Origin of the sequence: Gordonia sp. L191, from assembly GCF_030077625.1 — a bacterium.
GTDB lineage: Bacteria > Actinomycetota > Actinomycetes > Mycobacteriales > Mycobacteriaceae > Gordonia > Gordonia polyisoprenivorans_A.
The window spans coordinates 5,266,172-5,288,881 of record NZ_CP125996.1 but is presented as its reverse complement, the minus strand read 5'-3'; the positions used below and the strand labels follow the sequence as shown (position 1 = coordinate 5,288,881).

General features: G+C 61.0%; 16 protein-coding genes, 1 tRNA gene and 1 pseudogene. 10 read left to right on the top strand and 8 right to left on the bottom strand.

Going from position 1 to position 22,710, the window contains the following annotated elements:
* Positions 1 to 31: 31 nt before the first annotated feature.
* Positions 32 to 1,261: an FHA domain-containing protein gene (locus QNM97_RS23750; RefSeq protein ID WP_283820597.1), complete on the bottom strand. Its 1,230-nt coding sequence runs from the start codon at positions 1,259 to 1,261 to the stop codon at positions 32 to 34.
* A 337-nt stretch (positions 1,262 to 1,598) separates the two neighbouring features.
* On the opposite strand from QNM97_RS23750, the gene QNM97_RS23745 reads away from it, so the two are divergent.
* From QNM97_RS23745 to QNM97_RS23725, 5 genes are all read left to right on the top strand, one after another.
* Positions 1,599 to 1,684 (top strand) — tRNA-Leu (locus tag QNM97_RS23745).
* Between the two features lie 368 nt (positions 1,685 to 2,052).
* Entirely contained in the window at positions 2,053 to 3,603 is a 1,551-nt protein-coding gene (locus QNM97_RS23740; RefSeq protein WP_283820596.1) for a type I restriction-modification system subunit M, read from the top strand.
* A gap of 53 nt (positions 3,604 to 3,656) precedes the next feature.
* Complete coding sequence (locus QNM97_RS23735) at positions 3,657 to 4,862, top strand: restriction endonuclease subunit S (protein ID WP_283820595.1); 1,206 nt, start codon at positions 3,657 to 3,659, stop codon at positions 4,860 to 4,862.
* The gene (locus QNM97_RS23730; protein ID WP_283820594.1) at positions 4,862 to 8,188 is read left to right on the top strand and encodes a type I restriction endonuclease subunit R; all 3,327 of its coding nucleotides are present in this window, start codon (positions 4,862 to 4,864) and stop codon (positions 8,186 to 8,188) included. The genes QNM97_RS23735 and QNM97_RS23730 overlap by 1 nt, the downstream gene beginning before the upstream one ends.
* A 187-nt stretch (positions 8,189 to 8,375) precedes the next feature.
* Complete coding sequence (locus tag QNM97_RS23725) at positions 8,376 to 9,857, top strand: P-loop ATPase, Sll1717 family (RefSeq protein ID WP_283820593.1); 1,482 nt, start codon at positions 8,376 to 8,378, stop codon at positions 9,855 to 9,857.
* A 224-nt stretch (positions 9,858 to 10,081) separates the two neighbouring features.
* On the opposite strand, the gene QNM97_RS23720 is transcribed toward QNM97_RS23725, so the two are convergent.
* Both QNM97_RS23720 and QNM97_RS23715 read right to left on the bottom strand, forming a co-directional pair.
* Positions 10,082 to 11,515: a hypothetical protein gene (locus QNM97_RS23720; RefSeq protein WP_283820592.1), complete on the bottom strand. Its 1,434-nt coding sequence runs from the start codon at positions 11,513 to 11,515 to the stop codon at positions 10,082 to 10,084.
* Positions 11,512 to 12,585, bottom strand: coding sequence for a hypothetical protein (locus QNM97_RS23715; RefSeq protein WP_283820591.1), 1,074 nt, complete (start codon positions 12,583 to 12,585; stop codon positions 11,512 to 11,514). The genes QNM97_RS23720 and QNM97_RS23715 overlap by 4 nt, the downstream gene beginning before the upstream one ends.
* A 75-nt stretch (positions 12,586 to 12,660) precedes the next feature.
* Here QNM97_RS23715 and QNM97_RS23710 point away from each other — a divergent pair, with 75 nt between their 5' ends.
* Together QNM97_RS23710 and QNM97_RS23705 are read left to right on the top strand one after the other, a co-directional pair.
* Entirely contained in the window at positions 12,661 to 13,272 is a 612-nt protein-coding gene (locus QNM97_RS23710) for a hypothetical protein (protein WP_283820590.1), read from the top strand.
* Positions 13,269 to 14,930, top strand: a complete 1,662-nt coding sequence (locus tag QNM97_RS23705) for an ATP-binding protein (protein ID WP_283820589.1) — start codon at positions 13,269 to 13,271, stop codon at positions 14,928 to 14,930. Before QNM97_RS23710 ends, QNM97_RS23705 begins: the two co-directional genes overlap by 4 nt.
* 174 nt (positions 14,931 to 15,104) lie before the next feature.
* On the opposite strand, the gene QNM97_RS23700 is transcribed toward QNM97_RS23705, so the two are convergent.
* From QNM97_RS23700 to QNM97_RS23685, 4 genes and pseudogenes are all read right to left on the bottom strand, one after another.
* Positions 15,105 to 15,275, bottom strand: a complete 171-nt coding sequence (locus tag QNM97_RS23700; RefSeq protein WP_283820588.1) for a hypothetical protein — start codon at positions 15,273 to 15,275, stop codon at positions 15,105 to 15,107.
* 252 nt (positions 15,276 to 15,527) lie between these two features.
* The gene (locus QNM97_RS23695) at positions 15,528 to 16,214 is read right to left on the bottom strand and encodes a hypothetical protein (RefSeq protein WP_283823345.1); all 687 of its coding nucleotides are present in this window, start codon (positions 16,212 to 16,214) and stop codon (positions 15,528 to 15,530) included.
* 67 nt (positions 16,215 to 16,281) lie between these two features.
* A pseudogene (locus QNM97_RS23690) lies at positions 16,282 to 16,494 on the bottom strand (HIT domain-containing protein); the annotation flags it as partial.
* A gap of 59 nt (positions 16,495 to 16,553) precedes the next feature.
* The gene (locus QNM97_RS23685) at positions 16,554 to 17,045 is read right to left on the bottom strand and encodes a TIR domain-containing protein (RefSeq protein ID WP_283820587.1); all 492 of its coding nucleotides are present in this window, start codon (positions 17,043 to 17,045) and stop codon (positions 16,554 to 16,556) included.
* Between the two features lie 378 nt (positions 17,046 to 17,423).
* Here QNM97_RS23685 and QNM97_RS23680 point away from each other — a divergent pair, with 378 nt between their 5' ends.
* Positions 17,424 to 19,874 carry a UvrD-helicase domain-containing protein gene (locus tag QNM97_RS23680; protein ID WP_283820586.1) on the top strand — a complete coding sequence of 817 codons (2,451 nt, stop codon included), beginning with the start codon at positions 17,424 to 17,426 and terminating at the stop codon, positions 19,872 to 19,874.
* Here QNM97_RS23680 and QNM97_RS23675 read toward each other — a convergent pair.
* The gene (locus tag QNM97_RS23675) at positions 19,871 to 20,977 is read right to left on the bottom strand and encodes a hypothetical protein (RefSeq protein ID WP_283820585.1); all 1,107 of its coding nucleotides are present in this window, start codon (positions 20,975 to 20,977) and stop codon (positions 19,871 to 19,873) included. The two genes, QNM97_RS23680 and QNM97_RS23675, sit on opposite strands and share 4 nt — an antisense overlap.
* Before the next feature lie 1,081 nt (positions 20,978 to 22,058).
* Here QNM97_RS23675 and QNM97_RS23670 point away from each other — a divergent pair.
* Together QNM97_RS23670 and QNM97_RS23665 are read left to right on the top strand one after the other, a co-directional pair.
* Positions 22,059 to 22,235 carry a hypothetical protein gene (locus tag QNM97_RS23670; protein ID WP_283820584.1) on the top strand — a complete coding sequence of 59 codons (177 nt, stop codon included), beginning with the start codon at positions 22,059 to 22,061 and terminating at the stop codon, positions 22,233 to 22,235.
* A 150-nt stretch (positions 22,236 to 22,385) separates the two neighbouring features.
* The gene (locus QNM97_RS23665; RefSeq protein WP_283820583.1) at positions 22,386 to 22,550 is read left to right on the top strand and encodes a hypothetical protein; all 165 of its coding nucleotides are present in this window, start codon (positions 22,386 to 22,388) and stop codon (positions 22,548 to 22,550) included.
* Positions 22,551 to 22,710 lie beyond the last annotated feature (160 nt).

Sequence of the window (22,710 nt, the reverse complement as noted above, 5' to 3'; positions counted from 1 at the left end):
GTGGTGCGTCATGCAGGCCGAACTCGATGCCCTACTGGAAGCGGACGGTGATGTCGGAGTGACCGACGCGAATGCGGTCACCGTCGGCGAGTTCCCAGCTGTTGACCTGCACGTCGTTGACGGTGGTGCCGTTGGTGGAGTTCAGGTCGGTGAGCATCGCTGTGCTGCCGTCCCAGCGGATCTCCAGATGACGACGCGAGACGCCGGTGTCGGGGAGGCGGAACTGTGCATCCTGGCCGCGGCCGATGACGTTGGAGCCCTCGCGCAGCGCAAAGGTGCGGTTGCTGCCGTCCTCGAGGATCAGCGTGATCGCGGTCGGCGCATAACCGGCTGCCGGACGGCCGTAGCCCTGCTGGTAGTCGTAGCCGCCCTGCTGGCCGTAGCCGCCCTGCTCGTACCCCTGCTGGCCGTAGCCCTGCTGGTAGTCGTAGCCACCCTGCTGGCCGTAGCCCTGGTCGTAACCCTGTTGGCCGTAGCCCTGCTCGTAGCCTTGCTGGCCGTAGCCGCCCTGCTCGTAACCCTGACCGGGCTGCGCATAGCCCTGGTCGTAGCCCGGTTGGCCGTAGCCGCCCTGCTCGTAGCCCTGCTGGCCAGAACCCTGCTGGCCGTAGCCGCCCTGGTCGTATCCGGGCTGTCCGTAACCGTTCTGCTCATGGGCGGGCTGTCCGTAGCCGGCCTGCTCGTGGCCCGGTTGGCCGTAGCCCTGCTGGTAGTCGTACCCGCCTTGCTGGCCGTAGCCCTGGTCGTACGCAGGTTCCGGTGCCCTGCGCTGGTCGTATCCGGGGTTCTGCGTCATCTCTGGGGCTCCTACTTGTTTGGCCGCATCGTGTGGATGCGGCTGTGACTGTGGTCGGGGTACGCCTCCGTCACGCACCGGTCGCGGCTGGGCGTCCGGGTTGACCGCGCCGCGCGCACGGAACATACCCGTGTGCAGGGACGGAGACTGGTCGAATTCGACGACGACCTGACCGTATGTCTGCCACCCGTTGTCCTTGATGAAATTCTCCAGGTGTTTGGAGAACCTCTTGCGGTTCAGCTCGTACTCGGCCGCGATCTGATCGTGGTCGGTCGGACTGAAGAGCAACGTGTAGCTGTTCGCGGCCAGGATTGTACCGTCACCGAGATTCTCCAACGATTCCTCGGCTTCTCGCTGCAGGCCGTTCTCGATCTCCTGCGGGGCGACCTCGCCGCCGAAAACGCGCGCGAAGCCGTCATCGACAGCACCCTCGAGCTTGCGCTCGATGCGTTGCAAAATCCCCACCGTCGACCTCCCTTCGCGGCTTGTGTGGCGTGTCGCCGTGCGTGTGGCCTTTACAGATGATACCGATACTGACGGCCCAGGCTGCCATGAAGCAACTGCTGTACCGTCTGCAACATACGCATCACCACCGTCATGTGGTGTGCGCCTACCCCTGAAATCATCCCTGACCAGCGCTTTGGCGTCCACCCCCTAGGTGGCGCGCAGCTGAATGACGCGGGTTGTCCGACGGGTCAAAGTTATCGTTTTTCACTTGTACTGGGGTGCGTGCTATCGTCGTCCAGGCCGTTGATCGAACCCATCGATTCACGGTCATGCCCGCCGAGAACTCGGCGGCCACGGGCGAGTGGCGGAATGGCAGACGCGCTGGCTTCAGGTGCCAGTGTCCTTCGGGACGTGGGGGTTCAAGTCCCCCTTCGCCCACCACGAGCGGTTCAGCTCAAATCGGTACATCAGGTCAGGTTGCGGAAATGCGGCCTGACCTTTTGTTTTATGTCGCCAACCCCGATGGGTCCGCAGACCTTGGGGTTTTGGGGATAGTCCGTCGGCAGTCCCCCCGCGCGCTAGATTGTGCGTCCATCCGAAACCAAATGCCTTCAGCTGGCCTCATGCCGGACACGAGGCATCCCGCCCTCGTTCTTCGCGCCACGCCGATACGATTAGCCGCGCAAGCGGCTGTCGGTACGCAAGTCTGAGGAGACTGTTGCGCGTGGAGAGGACAGCGCCCACCCGGTTCTTCGTGTGTAGTTCACGGTGGGGCGCGAGTGCTTCGCGTTGAGAGAACGGAATACGGGTTGAAGACGACTGATCTGGCGAAGGTGAAGAGCACGCTGTGGGCCGCGGCCGATGAGTTGCGAGCCAACTCGAAGCTGACGCCGGTGCAGTACCGCAATCCGGTACTGGGACTGGTGTTCCTGGCATATGCAGAGAACCGCTTCGAGGCTGTGCGTGGCGAGGTCGAGGCGAAGGCGTCGGCCCGTAACCCCGCGACGATCGCCGACTACAAGGCCAAGTCGGTTTTGTACGTTCCAGACCAGTCTCGGCTCTCGTACCTGAACGATTTGCCCGAGGGTGACGACATCGGTAAGGCCGTCGATGAGGCGATCAAGGCGATCGAGGCCGCAAATCCCGAACTCAAGGACATCCTGCCGCGCGGCTACCAGAAGCTCGAACGCTCCACCTTGATCGAGCTGCTGCGCTTGTTCGCGCCGCTGCCCACCCAGCTCGAAGGCGACGCCTTCGGGTTCATCTACGAAGACTTTCTTTCAAACTTCGCCGCGCAGGAGGGCAAAGGTGGCGGCGAGTACTTCACGCCGTACTCGATCGTCCGGCTGATCGTCGACATCTTGGAGCCATTCGAAGGGCGCGTGTTCGACCCAGCCTGTGGATCGGGGGGCATGTTCGTTCAGTGCGCGAAATTCGTTGAGCGCCACCATGAATCAGCTTCGCGTAAACTGTCAGTCTTCGGCACAGAGAAGACTGAAGACACGGTCCCTTTGGCCAAGATGAACCTCGCCCTGCATGGACTCTCCGGCGACATCCGGCAGGCCAACAGCTACTACGAAGACCCACACAAGGCGGTGGGCGCCTTCGACTACGTCATGGCCAACCCCCCGTTCAACGTCGACAAGGTCAAGAAGGACCAGATCGCAGGCGACAAACGATTCCCCTTCGGGCTACCCAAGCCCGACAACGCCAACTACCTGTGGATTCAGGAGTTCTACGCCGCCCTCGGCCCGACGGGTAGAGCGGGCTTCGTCATGGCGAACTCTGCGGGCGACGCTGGTCACTCGGAGAAGGAAATCCGCAGGCAGATCATCGAATCGGGCGCGGTCGATGTGATGGTCGCAATCAGCTCCAACTTCTTCTATACAGTCACCCTCCCGGTGACACTGTGGTTCCTGGACAAGGCCAAGGCAGGAACGCCGCGCGAGGACTCTGTGCTGTTTCTCGACGCCAGACATACATACCGGCAGATTGACCGCGCGCACCGCGACTTCATGCCCGAGCAGATCGAGTTCCTCGCCAACGTAGTGCGGCTTTACCGAGGAGAAAACGTCGAAACGCTCGCTGGCAGCGAGGTATTGCTCAAAGAGCATTTTCCCGATGGTAAGTACGTCGATGTCGCTGGTTTGTGCAAGGTCGCGGCGCGCACCGAGATTGCAGATCAAGGATGGAGCCTCAACCCCGGGCGCTACACGGGCTCCGCCGTCGTGGCCGAGAACGACGAGGACTTCACAGCAAGACTCGAAGAGCTGTATGAAGAATTCACGCGGCTCAGTGACGACGCCGAGGGTCTGCGGTCGAGCGTCGACACCGCCCTTCTGCGAATTCTCCAGCCATGAGCCAATGGACTGGTAGACCCGTCAAAGATCTGTGCTCGGCGGTCGTGGACTGCGTGAACAAGACTGCGCCGTCACAGGCGGAACCCACTCCCTACAAGATGCTTCGGACCACAAACGTGCGGGGAGGATGGGTCGACACAACCAACGTGAAGTACGTCGATGAGCCGACGTATGCGAAGTGGACCCGACGAATGGTTCCGGAACCGGGTGACATCATCTTGACCCGCGAAGCGCCCTTCGGCGACGTCGGAATGCTCCGGAGCAATGACCAGGTTTTTCTTGGCCAGCGACTTGTGATGTACCGCCCTGATCCCCTGGAGTGCGATCCCAACTTCTTGATGTACAGCATGATGGGACCGACCGTGCAGGCCGAACTTAAGAGCCTCGGCTCTGGGTCGACGGTTGAGCACCTGAGGGTGCCGGACTGCGAGAAGATCACTATTCCTTGTCCTTCGCTGGACGATCAGAAACGAATCGGTTCGATTCTCCGATCGTTGGACGATCTCATCGAGAACAACCGACGGCGGGTGGAGGTACTGGAGGAGATGGCGCGGGCCATCTACCGCGAGTGGTTCGTGAAGTTCCGCTACCCCGGCCACGAAGACGTGCCCCTGGTCGATTCCGCCCTCGGTCCGATTCCGAAGAATTGGAGCATCGCGCCTGTATCGGAAGCGATCACGGTGAATCCGCGCATCAAGTTGGACAGATCTGTTGAGCACCAGTTCATTGCGATGGGTGACCTCGACGAAAGCACAATGAGTTGTCGCCCAAGCCAGGTACGTGCAGGAGGCTCAGGCGCCAAGTTCATGCGAGGCGACACCCTATTTGCGCGTATAACGCCGTGTCTCGAGAACGGCAAGACTGGACTCGTGCAGTCTTTGGTAGAGGGTGAAGTTGGCCTCGGATCCACAGAGTTTGTGGTCCTTCGTGGCCGGGATGTCGGATCAGCGTTCACGTATTGCCTTGCGCGAGAGAGTGAGTTCCGAAAGCACGCAATCGCAAGCATGAGCGGTGCCAGCGGACGTCAGCGGGTTCGTAACGAGTGCTTCGATTCTTACCTCCTCCCCATCCCGCCCCGAGATCTATCCAATGCATTTGAGAGATCGATGGAACCGCTGCTTTCGCAGGTCGCAGTCCTGACAGACGGGACCGAGCAGCTTCGGGAGCTGCGCGACCTCCTGCTGCCAAAGCTGGTGACCGGGCAGATCGATGTGTCCACACTCGACCTGGACGCAATGGTGGGAGAGCAGGTGGCGTGATGATGGCACGGGGTCCGGAGTACGACTACGTCGAGAAGCCCAGCATGGAGTTGTTGGAAGAACTCGGGTGGACCCCCGTCGATGCGTTCCACGAAGTCCTTGGTGCCGCGGGCACCTTGGGCCGTGACTCCCAGCACGATGTCATCCTCACTCACCGTCTGCGTTTCGCGATGCGCAAACTGAATGGGGAGGACGTGCCCGACTTGTCGATCGAGGAGGCAGTCGAGGCGCTAACCAAAGATCGCTCGGTGATGGATCGAGTTCGCGCCAACCGGGAAGTCTATGACCTGCTGCGCGACGGTTATCAGGCTGAGTGGCTAGACGATAACGGAGACAAGCGAATTGAGGTCCTCCGATACGTCGATCTGCGAGACCCTCTGAGCAACGACCTGCTGGCGGTCCAGCAAATGTGGGTGAAGGGGCCGTTGCACAGCCGTCGCCTTGACGTGGCCCTCTTCGTCAACGGCGTGCCTTTGGTGGTGCTGGAGTTCAAGGAGCCTAATGCGCCGGTCAAGTCGGCCTACGACGACAACCTGACCGACTATCGGGACACTATTCCGCAGCTCTTCATACCCAATTGCCTTGTCCTGCTGTCCAATGGCAGCGAAGCGAAAGTTGGCTCGACATACGCGCGGTGGGACTTCTTCTCGGACTGGAAAGTCATCGACGCCTTCGGAGCACGCAGCGAGATCGCTTTGCAGACGGCACTGCGCGGCACCTGCGACCCGGCGAGTCTTCTGGACCTGTTTGAGAACTTCGTTGCCTACATGGAGCGGCCCGGCGGGCTGATCAAGATCGTTGCGCGTTCGCATCAGTACCTGGGTGTCAACGCCGCCATCGAGAATCTTCATCGTGCTCGCGCGGTCCACGACAAACGCCTCGGAGTTTTCTGGCACACCCAGGGATCGGGCAAGAGCCTGTCGATGCTGTGGTTCACCCAGAAGGTGCTTCGTCACGTCCGAGGCAAGTGGACTTTTGTAATGGTCACGGACAGATCCGAACTCGATACGCAACTCCATGGAGAGTTTGCCGATGCAGGTGCGGTCCCGCCTGAGGCGCGGGTCCATGCCGACTCCATCGTGCATCTCCGGGAACTACTGACAGCAGACCACCGCTACGTCTTCACCCTGATCCAGAAGTTCCAGCCGTCTAAGGGTGAACGGCAGATGCCGGTGCTATCCGACCGGTCCGACATCATCGTCATCACCGACGAGGCCCACCGGAGCCAGTACGACACTCTCGCACTCAACATGCGAACGGCACTGCCCAACGCCTCGATGATGGGCTTCACGGGGACGCCGCTGATCGCCGGCGAAGAGCAGGCGACCCGCCAGCAGTTCGGCGACTACGTCAGCATCTACAACTTCGGCGACGCCATCGAAGACGGCGCCACGGTCCCGCTCTACTACGAGAACCGCATCCCAGAGCTACAACTCACGAACGCGGACTTCGCCGATGATCTGGATGCGCTCCTTGAGGAAGCCGAGCTCGACGAAGACGCCGAGGGAGCCCTGGCACGCCAATTCGGCACCCAGTACACCCTTCTGACCCGTCCTGAACGCCTGAAAACTCTCGCCAAAGACCTCGTCTCGCACTTCGTCGGACGTGGCTTCTCCGGCAAGGCAATGTACGTCGGACTCGACAAAGCGGCCGCCGTGAGAATGTATGACCTCGTCCAGGAAGCGTGGGCCGAGTATCTCGCTGATCTGAAGCGTCAACACGACGCATTGCCGCCGCTGGAGCGACCATGGTTGGCGTCGCGGATCGAGCTGATGGAGACGATGGATATGGCTGTCGTCGTCTCGCAAAGTCAGAACGAGCTGAAGATGCTCGACGACCTCGGCCTCGACATTCGACCCCACCGCGAGCGCATGAACCGCGAGGATCTTGCCGAGAAGTTCAAAGATCCGGACGATCCGCTGCGGCTGGTGTTTGTGTGCGCGATGTGGATGACCGGCTTCGACGCACCGAGCGTGTCGACGATTTACCTCGACCGCCCGATGAAGAACCACACCCTCATGCAGACCATCGCGCGTGCCAACCGAGTCTTCCCCGAGAAGGACAACGGTCTCATCGTCGATTACGTCGGTGTCTTCCGGAACCTGGAGAAGGCACTTGCAGTCTACGGGGCAGCGAAGGAAGGTGGCTCGCCGATCGAAATCATCGATGCACTTGTGCGCGAGCTCGATTCGGCTGTGGTAGACGTGATCACCTTTTGCGCTTCTGCCGGCTTTGACTTGATTGCGATGCGCGATGCCGAGGGCTTCGACCACGTCGCGAAACGCGATGCCGCTGTCGAGGCCCTGCTGGTCGACGAGCAGACTCGCAACGACTTCACCGTCAAGGCACGGCAGGTCCGACGACTGTTCAAGGCACTCCTCCCAAACCCGAAAGCCGCAGCCCAGCAGCGCAACGTCGCAGCAATCCGGGTGCTGGCTGAACGCATCCATGAAGTCACCAAGACGCCTACCCCCGACATCGGAACCGTCGCCGACGCCGTGGACGCGCTCTTGGATCGCTCGGTCGGCGCCGAGGAGTACGTCATCCGCGCTGCGGCTGAGGGCAGCGAGCCCGACCCACTGATCGACTTGTCGCAGATTGATTTTGACGGGCTAGCAGCGAAGTTGGCTGGCCGCAAGCGCGCCGAGACAGACCGAATGGCTCAACTTCTTCGGCAGCAAGCCGTCGGCGCAGCATTGCGGAACCCGACGCGCTATGAGCTGGTCGAGCGGATCGAGCAGCTGATTGCGGACTACAACGCTGGCAGCGTCAACATCGATGAGTACCTGCGCCGTCTGATCGAGCTGTCGAATACGCTTACCGCAGAGGAGGAGCGTGCAGTTCGCGAAGGAATGAGCGAGGAGGAACTCGCGATCTTTGACCTGCTCACTCAGCCCGACCCCGTGCTCACTGCAGAGGAACGCAAGACGGTTCAGGGAAGCGCAAAGGCCCTACTGGAGCATCTACATGAGAAGCTCGTGCAGGATTGGCGCCGGAAGGTTGACGTGATGAACGACGTCAACAGCACCATCCGCCGCGTCCTCGATGCAGGTCTACCCGCAGCGCCCTACACCATCGACATTTTCCGCGAGAAGGTTCAGCTCGTCTACGACCACGTACTCAGCGCTTACGGAGATGACGGAGAGAGCGTCTACAACCGACGCGTTGACTTTGCCTTTACCGACCAGACGGTGGTGACGGTTCCGCGGGGTCCGATTGACGTGGACAAGATCGCTGATGATGTCGTGGCTCGCATCCACGCCGATCCGGCATTTGCCGTACATATCGCCCAACAGCTCGGGCAGCGGTCAGCTGGTAGTCAGTGATCGTGGTGGAGCGAGTGCTTGCCCGGCTGGTTTCGCAATTGGGTGTGTGCAGTGCCGTGCTGATCGGCGACATCGTCAGACACAGATCACCGGCTCCTACTGCGTGGTGGTCGCGGGACCTATACTACGGATTGTCAATAAGGAAGAATCACTATAGCCCGATTTCGCAAACAGAAGGAGGACGATTGTGGATAGACCCGCGTATGCAGATCTGTACTTCGGACTAAGCGACGCCGTGAACGAGGCCAAAAAGGATCCAGATCAGTTCTTCAAGAGTTACGTTAATATTGATAACATCGTCGAAGATGTAATTGCGGGAAATCGAACCTTCGTATTTGGTCCCAAGGGAACTGGAAAGTCGGCTCTTGGGTTGTGGGTCGAGTCCGACGTGGATGACGTTTGCGCGCAAGTTAGGGACGCTGCGACGTTGCCGTTGGCAGATATCCCCAATCTGCAAACGGGTCAAGCCGCGGGTGTGGAGCGCACTGTGACTGCATGGAAGTTTATCCTTCTCTGTAACTATATCGCGCTACTGCGCCGAGACAATGCATGCAAATTGAAGAATACGCGTGAGGTTGATCGTGTGACACGTCTTCTCCGTGGTTACGGATTTATGGGCGACGCTTCCGGCAAGGCACTTCTTAAGGTCGCCACAACCACGGTAGAGATTCCAATTCCTAAGGTTGGAAGCATCTACAAGAAAGAATCAAAATCGGTACTGAATATATTCTCGCTAATTCCGTACTTAGAGGACTGGGTATCTTCGGCGGAGTCACCGAATAGGCACGTATTGTTTGTAGACGGGCTCGACTCGATATATCTGAACGATCAACGCTACGACGAGAGTTTGGCGGCATTGGTTCAGGCATCCTATAGACTGAACCAATCATTGGGTGCAGCCGGAGCTACGGGATCAATAGTGCTGCTTCTGAGAAACGATGTATTCTCAAGGGTCTCGCTACGACTGCCCGACTCTCAGAAGATGCGCGATGACTTTGGTGTGGATTTGGACTGGAGAATACTCACTGGATCCGCCGGGCGGCATGCGCCGCTATTTAAGCTCGTAAACGACAAAGTCTCTGCCGCGGCAGGTGTGAATCTCGAAGTATTGGACTACTTTCCGCAGAAGATGCGAGTCGGCAGCAATCGGAATAGAGAGATTCCGACCATGCAGTATCTTCTAAATCTGACGCGGCACACCCCGAGAGATCTACTGCGCCTTTTCGATGAAATTCGAAAGGTTGCAGCGGCACAAGTGATTCCAAGCAGTCCCGACCGTCTCTCCTATAGCGCCATTCGAGAAGGGGTTGTCCAGTATTCTACAAAGTACTTTGTAAACGCAGTTAAGAACGAGTTCGCCGGCTATGAAGGCGGGCCAGAGGCTGCACAGGATGCGGTTACAGCTCTTCAATACCTGGGGTCTCAGAAGTTTAGTCGAGATGACTTTAAACGTACCCTATCGGATGCAAAAGGCGTTTCAGTGATAGAGCCAGATGTTGACCGCTTGCTCAAGCTCTTGTTTTTCGCTGGAGCTATTGGAAACCTAGTTGGAAATGATAGCTATATGCGCTTCTATCATCGCCGAGACGACTCGGAAATCTACCTGCGCGGCCCACTGATTCTCCATGGAACCTTGTGTCATGCCTGGAACGTCCCATTCGGCATTTAGTTAGAAGGGTGCGCCAGGCCTTATCTAGTTAGTTAGCTAGAACTGCCTGGATCGGCTATCGGGGAACCTGCCACAGGGGTCGATGGAGCATTGTTCGCAGCGATGCGACGACGTGGTGTAGCCGAGGGCTTCTCCCAACACGGCATGACCCAACCGAGAACGGTATACCGAAGGCGAGGGCCTCAGCGTCGGGCAGTCCTGACCTGATGCCACGTATGAAGCGCTCAGATCCACAGTTCCTGACCACCGACCTGGAGTTCGGCCGTTCTTGCCGCAACGTCCACTGCGATGCGCAGCACGTCTCCGGGCTTTGTCCCCATGGCCTTGATTGCAGGAAACCATCCCCAACAGAAGGTGTGCTCGGCGCCAAGCTTCACCGTCGCGACTGTTGCTCCGTCAAGCTCGACCTTCAACGCATCGCCAGCGAGCATGTTCCGGATCTCGGAGACGAAAGTCATCACTCCTGTGTTCATGAACGAGGTTGTGACATCCATGGTTTGGACGATCCGACCGTCGTGCGCCCACGCCCAAGACTTTCGTCGCGGCTCCGCCGCCGACCGTGCCTTCGCAGCTTGTCGGATCACCTGCACCGCCGCGGGGTTCGGTGTACTGCCGCGGAGGCCCCACACATTGGAACCAAACTTCTCCATCCACTCCGCGTAGGTGGTCCACACCCCGTAGGTCCCCTTCGAGATACCTGCGTCAATACACGCCTCCTCCAGCGACCGGCGGTCCATCACCTGGTACGGCGACTCCTTGAGAACATCGATCATCGTGGCGGAGATACTGCCCTGGACGTCGTGATAGTCGAGCGGTTCCACCGGCCGCACGAGTTCGTCGTCGACGACGAAATGCGGACTGTCTTCGAAGAACACCGTCATCGCGGCGACGGGCGGAAGTACGTCGATCTTGCGGAACTTCCACATGCGCCGCGCGCCTTCGTGTATCGAGGCCACAGTTTGCGGGGAGTTGACGGACAGAATCGACCGCGCGGTATTGACGAGACGGTTGGCATGCAGTCCATCGTTGTCCTTCTCAACCCACAGCCATTCTCCCGCCCAACGGACGCTCGGCTCGCGCCTGAGGACGATCTCGATGTCGGCGCAGTCGAGCGGGATGCCGGGGCTGGCGAGGTCCTGACGGATCTCCTCGACAGTGGTCAAGCCATGGGCGCTCGTGTGCTTGCTCGCTGTCGACAGCGCCTTCATCAGCGGTACCTCTGACTCCTCGACGACCCAGCCGTCCATACAGACAAGGTCGGTTCCGACAAGTCCGGTGGGCGAGGTTCCGGTGATGCCGAGGATGTTGAGGAACGCCGCACCGGTGAGAGTTGGACGCGTCAGACCCAACGAAGCCAGGTGATCACCGATCGGTTCGGGTACCGGCGAATCCGCAACGAGGACATTGGCGATCTCCATTGCTTGTGCGACCGCGACGCCATCTAGGTGCGGCTTGATCTTCGCCACGACTTGGCGGACACGCTCCCGGGTGACACCGATCGCGGCGCCCGCTTCATCGAGCGTCGCGGCCTCGCCGGCGGTGCCGACACGCATGGTCATGGCTTTGAGCCAGGCCTCGGATGGCGCTTTTGTGAATGCAGTCGTGTATGCGTGCACGATCGCGGCCTCGACCTCGTCCTCGAACGTCGGCTCTGTCATGAAGACGTGCCCTCCCCTTCTGTGGTCATGATGGCTGCTGTGCCGACGAGGACGTTCAACGCCAGTGTCACGCGGGTCCCGACAGACACACCCAACTCGGTGAGCAGCGGGCCGAAGCCCCAGATTCTCGCATTCCGCACCGTCACACGCGTCGACTTCGTCACCGACGCGACGCTGAACTCGCGGCCCTCAACGATCTCCGACACCGCTCTGGGCACCGCGATAACAGGACTCGGGCCGCGCGGAACGGAGAACTCGATCTGGAGCGACCCGTCCGCGCTCCATGCGAAGGACGTCGGACGGCTGCGCGCGGTTCGGCGCGGCTCGGTCACTCGAACATGCTCGTCGACCTCAGCAGGCCGCCGGCCCCGCAGCGCCCACCGTCCGCGACTGACCCGAGTAACTGCTGGGTGCATGCTCAAAGCGGTGGCGACGGTCGTCGGTTTCAGCCCCGCTTCTTCGGCCGAATCGAGCAGTACCTCTCGATCGACGCCACCCGGCTCGTTGGCGAGGGCTCGCGACAGGAACCGGCCGACCTGGTCCAGATCCTCGGGGAGTACTGCACCGACGATAGGCGGTTCGCCGGCGCCGGATCGGGCCGAAACGGTCAACCCGCCGACATCGTTCGCCCAGTCGCGAAAAGCGTCGATGTCGTCGGGTAGCGGTGAGTACGGCGGCTTGCCCCCTGCCCGTGCCCAGGCGTTGAGGACCTCGTCGTACGGGAGCGGGCCGGTCATGGTGAGCAGTCGACGAACCGCCCGGGCGGTAGCGGGTGAGTCGGCCGACGGCTCTCGAGGCGCCCGAAGCGTAGGCGACGAACTCACTGAGTTGCTCGCGCTTCCCGCCGGCAGGTCCATCATGCGGAGCAGGTCCTTGCGCGCTCGACGGACGGTCTCCCGCGAGACGCCGAGATCGGCAGCGATGGCATCGAGAGTCTCGCGACCTTCGCGGCCGGTGTCCAGGCCGGTGGCTCGCAGGGCCATGGCCACTTTGTTCGACGACCAGTTCCGAGTGACCTCGAGCGCAGCACGACGCAGACCGTCGATCTCGGAGCCATGCGTGAACTTCACATCTACATCTTGACACAGGGTAGCAAGTGTGCAAAGGTCGCATTCGGTAGTAAGTGTGCGAGCGAAAGAGGGCGGATGAGGCTGACCAAGAAAGACGTAGCGGTGATGGCGCTCGCCAAGGTCGGCGGCGCCAGCACTGTGATCGACACCGAGGATGCCGCGATTGCGGCCCACGCAATCGACCGCGACGCCTTCGGGTGGAAGAAGTACCCGGAGCGCGTCGACCTCGATGCCGTCCGCACCACGCTCCGCCATGAGGGCGAGGCGAAGAACCCTCGCATCGAAGGATCGGTGCAGAACGGCTGGCATCTCACACCGCACGGCCTCGCGTGGATCGAGGCCAACCGCACCCTCCTCGGCGACGGCGAGATCACCATCGCCGCGACTTCTGCGGCCACGCAACGTTGGCGAGCCGAGACCCGTGAGACCGGATCCGCCGTCAATCGGGTGCGCACCTCCGAGGCCTTCCGGCTGTGGAGTCAGGGCAAGGAGTTCAACTCCCGTCAGGCGGCAGGGGTTTTCCGCATCGACGAGTACACCCCGAGCAAAGACCGCACACGCAAGGCCGCGCAGCTACAGGAGCTGACGCGCGGCCACGGCGACATAGAAGCATTCATGAAGACTGCGATTCCGGCCGCGCTCGACCTTCGGGCACCCGTAGGTCGCCAGCAGAAGGGCAACGAATGAACAGCAACCTTGTGGTGAAATCCCACGTCGGCCGCGACATCCTCCAGTCCGCGCAACTCTTCAAGACGCCGGAAGCCGCCGTCTGGGAGTACGTGGTCAACTCCCTTCAGTACGTCAAGCCGAACGTGGTCCCGCATGTTCGCGTCACTGTCGATGTACCGGGTAAGAAGATCACCATCGAGGACAACGGTTTCGGGATGGACCGCGAGGACCTCCAGCATTTCTTCACCATGCACGGGGAGAATCAGCAGCGCCGCGTCGGCGTTCCGGGTCGAGGGAAGTTCGGCACCGGCAAGTCGGCGGCCTACGGGATAGGCTCGAGCCTGATGGTCTCGACCACCAAGGACGGCAAACGACAGACGGTTGAGCTCACCCGCAAGGCCATCGACAGCTCCGATGGCACCTCGGTCCCTGTCGAGTTCATCGAGGACAATGTCGACGCATCCGGTAACCCCAACGGCACGACGGTGACGATCAGCGGTATCAGCGTCCGCCTGGCCAAGGAACCCATCGTCGCACTCATCGAACGCCACCTTTCGGCATTCCAGGGGAGCCCGATTGTCACGGTCAATGGCCGCCTCTGCGAGATCGTGCGCCCGAAGCCCGCGATCACCAAGGTCTTCAAGCCGACGCCAGCTCAAGCCGCTGTACTGGGAGACATCGAGCTCACCGCGATGGCAGCGACAGTGCCACTCGAAGACATTCATCGCGGCGTGCAGATCACCATTGGTACCGACAACCTTGTTGCCGTCGAGACGGCCGGTGTCGACGCCAAGGAATACGGAAAGCTCCTCTTCGGTCATATCGACTGCCCCGCGCTTGACGACGCAAAGTACGACCCTGTCGCCGCGTACACGAACGACCGCAGCATGAAGCTCAACCCGGCGCATCCCGTGGTACAGGCACTCATCCCCTTCATCGGCGCCAGTCTTGAACAGCTTCGACAGGAGCTCGTTGAGGAGGGCCGCAAGGCAAAAGCAGACGCTGACCGCAAGCGCCTCAAGGAAACGACGAACAAGATCGAGGAGATCCTCAACACCGATCTCAAAGACTTCCGTGAACAGATCGAGGGCATGGGTAATAACACCCGACGTCGTACCCCGATCGCCGGCGAATCAGGGGGCGACGAGGAGGATCCGACGGACAAGGTCGTGGACCCGAAGGGTACGAAGGCCGGCCGCGCGGACGGTGTCGGCGGCGAGAGTATCGACAAGCCTGTACCCGGAGGTAGCACGCAGTGTGGCGGGAGCGGCGGGAACAGCGGTGGCGACAATGCCTCGCCAGCGGCAGAAGCCGACCCCGGAGGGGATGAGAAGATCGCACCGGCAGGTGCGGGTCACCGCCGTCTTCGCGGTGGTCTGAGCATCGATTACGACCACTACGGCGCAGACTACGACCGCTACCACTGGGAGCAGGAAGAACGGAAGATTATCATCAACTTGGACCATCCAGTGGTCAAGGCCGCCAAGGCGTTACCGGATGATGAGGCAACCTACCGTCGGCTCATCTATGAGATCGCGTTCACTGCCTACGCCGTGGCTCTCGCTGACTTGCAGTTTGAGCGCGACCCGGCACTGAATTCAAGCGACGCGACCTACGAGATCCGTCACGCCCTGCGGCGAGTGTGGGCACACGCCGGAGCACTGTACGCAGTCTGATCAGATTCGACTCTTCACAGTTGTTGCAGGCAAACCGATCTGGCGGCGTACTTGGTATCGAGCAGCCTGGCGCCGTCCGGTACGACCTCTAGGAGCGCTGGCGATTGCCCACGACGACGTCGCCACAGGTGATACGGGCCGGCCGGCTCGTCGAGGCCGTTCGCGAGGCTGGGTCTAGCCGATCGCCGAAGTGACATCGGGTCCTCGCAAGGACGTCGTGTTCTCGGCATCGCGCGGACGCAGTGCGTTGCCCGCCCAGATCCGTCCGATGTCCGACGCGGTGGATTCCGCAGTGCCCATGAGATGGCGCAGTTCTTTGATGAAGTCCTCGACCTCTACGCCCATCGTCGGTCTTGCCCGCTTTCAGGAACTGCGCTGCGTCTACAGGTGCGGTCGCACCCAGCGCTGATGGCGCTCATCGAAATTCCCTAGCGATGCTCATCTGAATTCCGACTTCTCCGCGAGTCAGGCTCGCGCGTACGCGGTGACCGGTCACGGCCGAGCGGAGGGCAAGCACTTCGATCTGCGACGGCGGGTGGAGCGTTTGGCCGAATCCTCACAGCGGGAAGGCTGACCCGGAGGGGGATCGTAGCTCCGCTACGGCCGCGGCGGCACGGGGACAACGTTTGCCGGGATGGGCACAGAGGTGGTGACCGTGGTCTGCGTCGTCGGCGGGGATTCAAGGTTCTCCCGCGTACTTGCCGGTGCGGGACGGGTAACGGCTGCGGCGATCAGTACGCCGACCCCGAGTACAAGCATCGCGACGTAGAAGGGGGCGATCGACCATGACCGCCAGACAGACCACTCCGGGACGTATGACTGCTTGAGCTTCTGCCACCTCGTCTTCTCCGGCGTGCCGTCCGCTGGCGGCTCGTCAGCATCTGTCGGATCCAGAGTGAACCGTGGGACCATGCGTTCCGCTCGCGCGATGGTGTTGTAGAGCTTCCGGAACGCCTTCTCGCTGCGCAGGTAGTTGGCGTCGAGGTACGCAAAGAGAATCACCGCGATAACACCGAGAAGCGCGAGTGGCCATAGGTGCTGGGTTAGAGCGAAGCCGAAGGCTGCTGTCGTGACCGGAAGAAGCCATCCCTTTGCGGACGAAGACGCCGCGGACTGTCGCGTCACCACCGCCTGGATGTAGTCGAGGTGCTTGCGTCGATCCTCGGGCGACAACTCCGGCTGTGCGGGCGGCGGAGTGGACCGGACCGCAGCTATCACGCGATGAAGCGCGTCGTCCTTGCTGGCTTCCGTGTAGTCGGTCTCTGGTGGCCAGATCGGTCCCATCGCGTCCCCGCTTCGTCGAGGAACCAACCAGGTGCACGTGAAGGTGTGGGACCGTCTGGGTAGCGGCATTGCCGTTGGACTGGATGACGTTGAGTCCCTCCGGCAGCAGGGCGGAGCGTAGTGCCGCCGAGAGGAACACTGCTGCGGTCGATAGCTCGGCCGATTCCTCCGGTCGCAGTCCCCAGATGTCTTCCACGTGCCGCCTCGGCACCACAAGTACGTGGCCCAAGACAGCGGGTTCCGTCGGAAAGAACGCGACGACATGCTCGTTCCGGTACACCTCCCGAACGCCTGGATCGTTGCCGGCGACGATGGCGCAGAACGGGCACTGCTCGGAGCTCACAGCAGGCGAGTCTTGGCCTGCGCAACCCAGCTCTCCAGGTTGTTGGACAGGTTCGCGTAGGTGGCCTTGGTGTCAATCTGTCCCTGCCAATTCGTCTGTGTCGGGTCGAACACGGGAACGCCGCTCACACCCGAAACCTTGGCGAATGGGTCCGCCCCGCGGCTGTCTGCGCCGGAGCTCATCGATGCTAGCCCGTGGATGCGCACACCGACGAGCGGCTTCTTGTCGTCCCACGCCTTCTCGATCTCGTACAAAACCCACGGCCGAGAGGCGGTCTCCTGACCAATCAGAACGACAACGGCGCGCTTGTAGGCCATCTCCTTGTGGATCCAGTTCTTGATCGCCTGATCACCCTGCTGGCGCACAGCCTCCCACTGCTGGGCGCCAAGAAGAGGCTGGCCCTCAAGCGCCCCGATCTGTCGGACGAGTTGCACTCGGTGCACGTCGCGCTCGTAGTGGAAGGAGTAGAACACGGTCTTGGTGGCCATCGTTGGCTCCTTTCAAGGCTTTCGGCGTCCTGTCGGAAGGACGGCTCGTTGAGGTTAGCTCCGAGGGGCGACACGAACGTCCGCGTTCAAGAGCCTTCGGCGGGTTCACCCTGTCGGATGACACGGAAGACGAATGGGGGCCGCCACAAACCCACGGTCGGCAATTCGTCACAGCTTCACTCGATAAGTTCATCGGTGGGTTCGCGGCAGTATCAACCTCGCCCACGTGGGAGAGCTTCGAGCTACGGCACCGCGGCATCGCTCCGGGTTGAATGGGTCGAAACGGCAGGACCCGCACCATAGACTGCCTATCTACTTGCTACAGGATTCTGCCAGGCATGCGAGTGCGCTGGCTGGCAGAGTCAGGAACGGACCGCGATGCAACCAACGAGTGAGCAGGGCGAGATCATCGATGCCGCACGCCAGGGATCCAGTCTCGTCGTTCAGGCCGGCGCTGGGACTGGCAAGACGACCACGCTCAAGCAAGTCTCTGAGCATGTCCGCAAGCAGACAATCTACATCGCCTACAACCGGGTGACCGCTGATGAGGCACGGCGGAAGTTCCCCCGGCATGTGGACTCTCGGACGATGCACTCCCTCGCGTTTCGAGCAGTCGGTAAGGATTACGCGGCCAGACTGAACGGACCACGCCAGACCGTCCGGGACGCTGCCGACGTCCTCGGCATTGGTGCGATCGATCTTCCACTTAGGGCACTCCTTCGCCACGGTCGGATTATCGACCGACTGCGTGGGGCTCGGCTTGTCGCTGAGGCGGTCAACCGATTTTGCATTAGTGCAGACGAGCAGATCACCGTCCACCACGTCCCACCGGAACCGCTTCTCAGCAAGTCCGAGTACAACCACCTCGCCGAACTGATCGTTCCCTACGCTGAGCGTGCGTGGAAGGACATCTGCAATGTCGAAGGACGACTCCGCTTCACACACGATCACTACCTGAAGATCTGGGCTCTTCAACATCCGAGGCTTCCTGCGGACGTCGTCATGCTCGATGAAGCACAGGACACAAATCCTGTTGTCGCACAGATTGTTCGTGAACAGACGAATGCGCAGCAGGTCGTAGTTGGTGACTCCGATCAACAACTCTACCAATGGCGGGGCGCGGTGGACGCGCTTGCCACCTGGCCCGCAGATCGCGAACTATTACTCACCCAGTCATGGAGATTCGGCCCGCAGATTGCCGATGAGGCCAACAAGTGGTTGTCCGTCCTGAACAGTCACAAGCGACTTACAGGTGTCGCGGCGCATCCCAGTCGCCTTGTGTCTCTGAAGCGCCCAGGCGCTGTGCTCTGCCGCACAAACAGCGGGACCGTCCGCCATGCGATCACGGAGCTCAGCGAGGGGAGGAAAGTGGCGATCGTGGGTGGCGGCGCAGAAGTGCGTCGGCTAGCTGATGCTGCCGATCAGCTCAACGGCACAGGATCAACCAATCATCCTGAGCTTTACTTGTTTTCGTCGTGGCAACAGGTCCGTGAGTTCGCCGATGAGCCAGCGGGTGCCGACATGCGCACATTTGTCGACTTGGTCGACAAGTACGGTACTTCCGAGATCGTCCGAGTCGTCGACTCCCTCACCTCGGAGGAGCGCGCCGATGTCGTCATCTCCACCGCGCACAAGGCCAAAGGCCGAGAGTGGACCAACGTGCAGATCTCTGACGACTTCAACCGGGCCACCACCGACAAGGACGGCGCGCCAACAGAACTCAAGCCCATCTGGCCGCCAGAAGCGATGCTTGCCTACGTCGCAGTCACCCGCGCGCGAGAAGAACTGGACGTGGGCGGCCTTGCCTGGATAGATCAACATATTAGGCCGACACCGGAGGCTCTCGCTCCCGTGGCGAAACCCCAGCCAACTCGTCCGGACTTCGTGTTCCCGAATCCCGGAGCCACTGCGGAGGGCTCCGAGGATCAGTGGAACGATGCAGAGAAAGTAGACGGCGGACCCAAGTGGTCGAGTAACCCGACCCGCACGGCAGGCCGCATCGCGCAGTACGACGAGTACATGGCCAGGAACGTTCTGGGCGATTCCGAGATCATCTGCCGATCGTTCTTCCAGTGCCACGCGGCTGCGATGGGCCCGGAGGGCGATGAACGCACCGATCGTGACTACTACCCGGCTCAAATGGGCTACGTAGGAACCCATTACGACATGCAGGTGGACGGGGTCCATCGTCGCATTTTGATCGTAGGAATGGAACGCGGCGAGGGCCCCTCTTTCCATAATCGCGAAGCGCGGAGCCGTGATCATGACCGAGCGAAAGTCCCGAGCAACCGCAACCCCCACATGCGCGGTGTCATGAATGCGTTGAAGTGCGCGATGGAAATCCCAGACACAGACTGGAACGACGAGTACCTCGGTATCCAGAACGCGGGACCAACTCACGTTTTGGACGCATACGCGTTGATCAACCTCCGGCTGTGCTCCGCCGTGAAGCGAACCGCACGGGGACGTGAGTCGGCGCAGATCGAAGAGATGTCGAAGAACTGCGAAACCCATCTCGCGGCCACGGTCCGCATCCTGCAACCGACGCTGACAATCATCCAGGGAAAGCGACTCTGGCCAAACGTGCAGTCCGCGCTCAACTTCGAAAAGAGAATCCGCGCAGACCTTCCGCTCTACCTAGGGCGCGTCGACAACACGCGACGCCTTGTCGCGGCGTTCAATCATCCGTCCGCGAGTGACCCACACGGGTGGAGCAATCCGCGATCAGAGTACTTCCGGACCACGGTTGCACCAACGATCGATCTCGCGAATGCGATCGTCGGTCGCGCGAGTGCTCGTCAAGCCGCGTCTATGAGTGACCGGGTTTAGAAGAAATCCTCGTCGGCAATATCGATATCGTCCTCATGTACCTCTACATGAGTTGCACCACCTGCTGGTTCAGAGTGCGTGTGTGCGTTGCCTCCAGGAGCGGTCTCCTTGTCAGTGTCCTGCGGCACTTGCGGAAGGAGCGCGAGCCATTCGCCTGCGATGGCGTTGGGGATGGATCCGCAATCTTCATGCCCGCGCAGGCACCGAAGGTAGACATCTGTCTTCTCCGAACCATCGGGTGACGCTGCCAGAGAATGCATTTCAACACTCCACAGGCCAAGTGAAGCACACGTCGGACACATAAAAACAGGCGCGGTGCCGCCCTCGAGCTCGCCCCACATGACCTTGAATCCGCCGTTGGTTAGCTGGTCGTCGATGAACTCTGACCCGAGCGTGTGGGCTGCGTCGGGATGGAACGTGCCCCGCGAGGCAGCCCAGGGGATCTCGTCGGGATCGGCGGACCACACGATCTCCCACCTCCATGTCACTGAAACATCTAGGTGCGCATCCTGGTTGGGCATCAACGAGTCCCGCTCGAGAACAGCATCCCACTGCTCAAGATGTTGACTGACGTGGTAAACCCTGCCAGCGCCCGTGGTGATGAGCAGCGTCCACGGTCGTTTGGAACGATTGCTGCGCCTGGTCTTCATGCCAAACCGCGCGCGGACTGCTTCGGTGGTGTCGCCGTACCCCAGATCAACGAATCGTCGAACAACAGACGCCACGGAGACGCCAAATGAAGCGGCCAGTTTCTCAAGAGCTGGTGAACGATCAGCCCACGCCGAGGCGCACAGTGAATCAGACTCTGCGTCCCAAAGGTGTTGACCGGCAGACTGAATGTTCTCGAGCAGAACCTCCATCCACTCGTAGTCAGGATCGGATAGCACGGTGAAGGCTCGTTCGTAGCCGCCGGGGGAGCGTTGCGCAGACGGTTCAGGCAAGGTGCCGAGGATAAGATAGTCGGCCCGGGCATCAACTGCTCCTGGTGTTCGCTCCAGTTGATCGGCAGCCTCATCGAGTGAGAGCCCGTCCCTTATGGCTTCGACCAGTTGCTCGTACTCGTCGAGGTCCCATGACCTGCCATGGTTTGCTGGTTTGTTCACTGAGCATTCCCGGGTGTCATTCGTTAATGACCGGTGCCGTCAGCCGCGCGTGATTCCAGCGGGCGACGATGCTGTTATTGCCGGGGTGGGTTCGCCGCCGAAGCGCGCGAGGTGCCATCGGGCGTGCGCGCGCTGCCTCCGGAGTTGAGAGGCAAGACTACCGCGGGTGCCGCCCTGCTCCAGGGCCGTGTCGATGTACTGGAGTTCGCGGATCAGCGAGAGTCTTTGTGCTGAATAGTCTTTAGCGCAGTTCGACGAGCAGAACATCTGGCGCCGGCCGCGGGTTGATTCAGGATAGTGACAACGCTGCGAGCAGCGGGGGTGCATACAGGGTGCATCGGAAGGGTAAAGAGCTCTGTGGGCGCACAGATCGGTGACGGATTCGGGTTCATTAAGCACGCGCAGGTTCATGGCTGATGGTCTACGTGGCAACACCGACAGATTACGTCAGTGATGGCTCACGGTTGACCCTTCCCCTCATTCGACTGGGCTTCGATTTATGCGTCCAGGCTATACGGCTGGCGAGGAAAAACCAGATTTGCGCACCCTTACGGCAGGCTCAAGTCCCCGACACGCCGAGAATCTCGCGATTCAATGATTCACCTTGCTTGGTGTCTTATGGTGCGTGAAGTGCTCATTCATAGGGGCGGAGGCAGACGCTGCGCCAACAGCGCCCGCCCCCTTCGGGCACCCGTCTTGGAGGGAGCCCGCGTGGCTCATCGTAGTGCCGTCGTGGCGCACGTTCGCTCTGTGTTGGCGGTGACACCTGTAGGCGTGGCGTGGAGGTGCCCGCAACGGGGCATTCCCCCACCCTGTTACCTTCGCGTCGAGTGATCGCGTTCAGACTCATCGCCTTCAGACTCGACGTTCGCATGGACACCTCTGCTCTGCGTGAGAACCGATGAGGTGTGTGCCGTGGGAAGGCCGGGGCGACGTGCTCGACACAGACGAATGGGAGGCTCGCGAACGCCGACTCCGTCGGCTCCTGCCGAGGCTGATGGGCGTCGACAGGTGACTCATCGAGCGCAACACTCGACCAGGACGCCCCGCTGAAGGCGCACAGCCCGACAAGGCGGTCAAGATGGTGCTGAGCTGCCCGGCCAGCCTCGGCAACGTCCGCTGTTCCCGTTGGCACAACCCGGACACCGAGGACCGGCTCGATCTGCCTCACATCGAACCCGGGCCGGACACGCCGCTGTATCCGTGCTGCACACAGCGCAGCGTCACGATCACACTGACCGACGACGAACGCAAATGACAACAGCTCAGGCAGTGGGCACCCGGATCCAACGACCACGCGATCTACCACGAGGCCGCACGAGCGCTCACCGAGCAACGATTCAAACTGATCAAATCACGGACGGTCGCCGGCCTGGTCCACCTCAAGTACGGGCCGCGCCGCGAACCAATGGTCAAGATCATCATCGCGATGGCCTTCGCCGTCGTGAACACGCGTGAGATCGAGCGCTTCGAATCGGCAAACCGCGACCGCCCAGAATCCATCGCCGCAAAATGGCGGCGCCTAGAACGTGACCTCGGATATCCACCGATCCGAATGCCCAACCGCACCTGACCTACCACCAACCACAGCGCGACTGAGGGCGGCCCCGAATCCGGGCCGTCCTCAGTCGCGCCTCCGGCACCGAAAACCAATCGAAGATCAACACGACTTCGAAGTGTCAGAACTGTGTGCGCTCCCCTGAAATAAGAAAGCCGACCTCCAGCCCGGATGA

Bases quoted from the DNA above. Each gene is read 5' to 3' on its own strand.
- QNM97_RS23680 (WP_283820586.1), top strand. From the start codon at position 17,424: ATGCAACCAACGAGTGAGCAGGGCGAGATCATCGATGCCGCACGCCAG.
- QNM97_RS23665 (WP_283820583.1), top strand. From the start codon at position 22,386: ATGGTCAAGATCATCATCGCGATGGCCTTCGCCGTCGTGAACACGCGT.
- QNM97_RS23685 (WP_283820587.1), bottom strand. From the start codon at position 17,045: ATGGCCACCAAGACCGTGTTCTACTCCTTCCACTACGAGCGCGACGTG.
- QNM97_RS23720 (WP_283820592.1), bottom strand. From the start codon at position 11,515: ATGACAGAGCCGACGTTCGAGGACGAGGTCGAGGCCGCGATCGTGCAC.
- QNM97_RS23695 (WP_283823345.1), bottom strand. From the start codon at position 16,214: ATGGGACCGATCTGGCCACCAGAGACCGACTACACGGAAGCCAGCAAG.
- QNM97_RS23700 (WP_283820588.1), bottom strand. From the start codon at position 15,275: ATGGGCGTAGAGGTCGAGGACTTCATCAAAGAACTGCGCCATCTCATG.
- QNM97_RS23705 (WP_283820589.1), top strand. From the start codon at position 13,269: ATGAACAGCAACCTTGTGGTGAAATCCCACGTCGGCCGCGACATCCTC.
- QNM97_RS23670 (WP_283820584.1), top strand. From the start codon at position 22,059: ATGGTGCTGAGCTGCCCGGCCAGCCTCGGCAACGTCCGCTGTTCCCGT.
- QNM97_RS23730 (WP_283820594.1), top strand. From the start codon at position 4,862: ATGATGGCACGGGGTCCGGAGTACGACTACGTCGAGAAGCCCAGCATG.
- QNM97_RS23710 (WP_283820590.1), top strand. From the start codon at position 12,661: ATGAGGCTGACCAAGAAAGACGTAGCGGTGATGGCGCTCGCCAAGGTC.